The sequence below is a fragment of the Burkholderia sp. E168m23 genome (assembly GCF_016586125.1).
Classification (GTDB): Bacteria; Pseudomonadota; Gammaproteobacteria; order Burkholderiales; family Burkholderiaceae; genus Burkholderia; species Burkholderia orbicola.
The window spans coordinates 1-2,679 of record NZ_BCPP01000962.1; the positions used below are offsets into that span (position 1 = coordinate 1).

At 67.6% G+C, this 2,679-nt stretch carries 2 protein-coding genes; one reads left to right on the forward strand and one right to left on the reverse strand.

Features of this window, described 5'->3' with window-relative positions; genetic code table 11:
* The first annotated feature begins 72 nt into the window (after positions 1-72).
* Positions 73-960: a cytochrome c5 family protein gene (locus JMF90_RS32600; RefSeq protein WP_201325974.1), complete on the forward strand. Its 888-nt coding sequence runs from the start codon at positions 73-75 to the stop codon at positions 958-960.
* Positions 961-1,071: 111 nt separating this feature from the next.
* Here JMF90_RS32600 and JMF90_RS32605 read toward each other — a convergent pair.
* On the reverse strand, positions 1,072-2,679 hold a 1,608-nt coding region (locus tag JMF90_RS32605), incomplete at its 5' end, for a 3'-5' exonuclease (protein ID WP_201325975.1).

Consider the following 2,679-nt stretch of genomic DNA (forward strand, 5'->3'; position numbering starts at 1 on the left):
CCGTGCTTCATTGGACTGCCATTTTGCCGTTGCACCGCGCTCACAATTCCTATTCATGGAGACGAGGCAAGCATGAGCGAAGCACCCCACGAATCTCCCGTCAAAACCCCCGGGCAGCTGATTGCCGTCATCATCGCGTCGTTCGCGATCCCGATCATCCTGATCGTCCTGTTCGCCAATTACGCGAACCATGCGTTCCGTTCCGGCGCCGGCACGGACGCGCTATCCGACGAGCAGGTCGCCGCACGTATCGCCCCCATCGCGAAGGTCGAGGTGAAGGACGCCAACGCACCCCGCACGTACAAAACCGGCGAGGAGGTCTACAAGGCCGTCTGCGTGACCTGCCACGGCACCGGCGCCGCCGGCGCGCCGAAGTTCGGCAACAAGGACGACTGGGCGCCGCGCATCTCGCAAGGCTTCGACACGCTGCTGAAGACGGCCCTCGCGGGCAAGGGCGCGATGCCGGCGCGCGGCGGCACGAGCCCCGACGACGTCAGCGACTATGAAATCGCCCGCGCGATCGTCTACATGGCGAACAACGACGGCGCGAACTTCCCCGAGCCGGCCGCACCGGCCGCCAATGCGGCGCAGCCCGCCAGCGGCGCGCCCGCGTCGGGCGCCGACGCGTCGAACGCGCAGGCCGCCGCGGCCATGGCCGCGATCGCCGCGATCCCGAAGGCCGGCGAAAAGCCCGCGGCCGCCCCGGCCGGCGCCGACGCGGCAACGGCCGGCAAGGCGCTGTACGCGTCGACCTGCCAGGCCTGCCACGCGGCCGGCGTGCTGGGCGCGCCGAAGTTCGGCAGCAAGGAAGACTGGGCGCCGCGCCTGAAGGACTCGATGGATACGGTCTACAACTACGCGCTGCACGGCAAGGGCGCGATGCCGCCGAAGGGCGGGTCGAACGCGTCCGATGCCGACGTGAAGGCGGCCGTCGACTACATGGTCAACGCGGCGAAGTAACGACTCACCCTGCCATCCGTAAAAAACCCCCGCGACGCACACGCATCGCGGGGGTTTCGTTTTTGTGTCGCCGGTTGGCCGCGCCAGCGTGCGCGCGGCGGCGGCGCCGCGTCACTTCTGCAGCAATGCCTTCAGGCTCGCGAGCCGGTCCTTCGGCGACATCGGCGCTTCTTCCGGCGTCGGCGGCGGCGCTTCGTCGAGCCCCATCTCCGGGATGAAGCGCGACGGTTCGCACACGACCGTCTCGCGCGCCCGCTTGCGCTTCTTGCACCAGTTCAGGTGCAGGCTGCGCTGCGCGCGCGTGATCGCGACGTACATCAGCCGGCGCTCCTCCTCGATCCGCTCGTTGTCGATCGGGCCGTCGTCCTCGCTGCCGCCGCGGTGCGGCATGATGCCTTCCTCGACGCCGACCAGGAACACGTGCGGATACTCGAGCCCCTTCGACGCATGGACGGTCGACAGCCGCACGGCGTCCGGGTCCTCGTCCTTGCCCTCGAGCATCGACATCAGCGCGACGGTCTGGATCAGGCCGAGCAGGTTCTTGCCCGTATCGGCGAGGCCGTCCGCGTTGTGGAAACCTTCGGCCTCGCCGTCGACGGCGTCCGTCTCGGGCTTCGTGCCCTTGCGCTTCAGCCATTCGAGGAATTCGAGCACGTTCTGCCACTTCGACTGCGCCTGCCGCTCGTCGAACGCGTCGTACAGGTACGCCTCGTAGTGGATCGCCTCCATCATGTCGTCGAGCACGACGGTCGCGGGTTCCTTGTCCGCGCGCTCGGTCAGGCGCTGGATGAAGTCGCAGAACATCCGCAACGGCTCGACCTGGCGCGCCGACAGCCGCGCCTCGATCCCGCCCATGTAGACGGCCTCGAACAGCGACACCTTCGCCTGCCCCGCGAACGAGCCGAGCGCTTCCAGCGTCGTGTTGCCGATGCCGCGGCGCGGCGTCGTGACCGCACGGATGAACGCGGGATCGTCGTCGGCGTTCGCGATCAGCCGCAGGTACGCGCACAGATCCTTGATCTCGGCCTTGTCGAAGAACGACTGGCCGCCCGACAGCACGTACGGAATCCGCTCGCGCCGCAGCACCTGCTCGAAGATGCGCGCCTGGAAGTTGCCGCGATACAGGATCGCGTAGTCGCGGAACTGCGCGCGCCGCTCGAACTTGTGCGCGGACAGCCGGAACACGACCGATTCAGCCTCGTGTTCCTCGTCGTTGCACGCCGTGACGGTGATCGAATCGCCCATCCCGTGCTCGGACCACAGCTTCTTCTCGAACAGCTTCGGGTTGTTCGCGATCACGTTGTTCGCGGCGGTCAGGATTCGTACCGTCGACCGGTAGTTCTGCTCGAGCTTGATCACGTGCAGCTTCGGAAAATCCTTGCCGAGCTGCGCGAGGTTCTCCAGCGTCGCGCCGCGCCAGCCGTAGATCGCCTGGTCGTCGTCGCCGACCGCCGTAAACGCGGCGCGCGGGCCCGCGAGCTGCTTCAGCAGCTCGTACTGGCACGCATTGGTGTCCTGGTACTCGTCGATCAGCAGGTAGCGCAACTTGTTCTGCCAGCGGTCGCGCACCTGCTCGTTCTTCGCGAACAGCTCGGCCGGCAGGCGGATCAGGTCGTCGAAGTCGACCGCCTGGTACGCGTGCAGCGTCGCCACGTAGTTGCGGTAGACCAGCGCGGCCTGGTGCTCGTCCTCGTTGGCGGCGATCGCCATCGCCTCGTC

What these genes read in the sequence shown, in the direction of transcription:
- JMF90_RS32600 (WP_201325974.1), top strand. Translation starts at nt 73, where the DNA reads ATGAGCGAAGCACCCCACGAATCTCCCGTCAAAACCCCCGGGCAGCTG.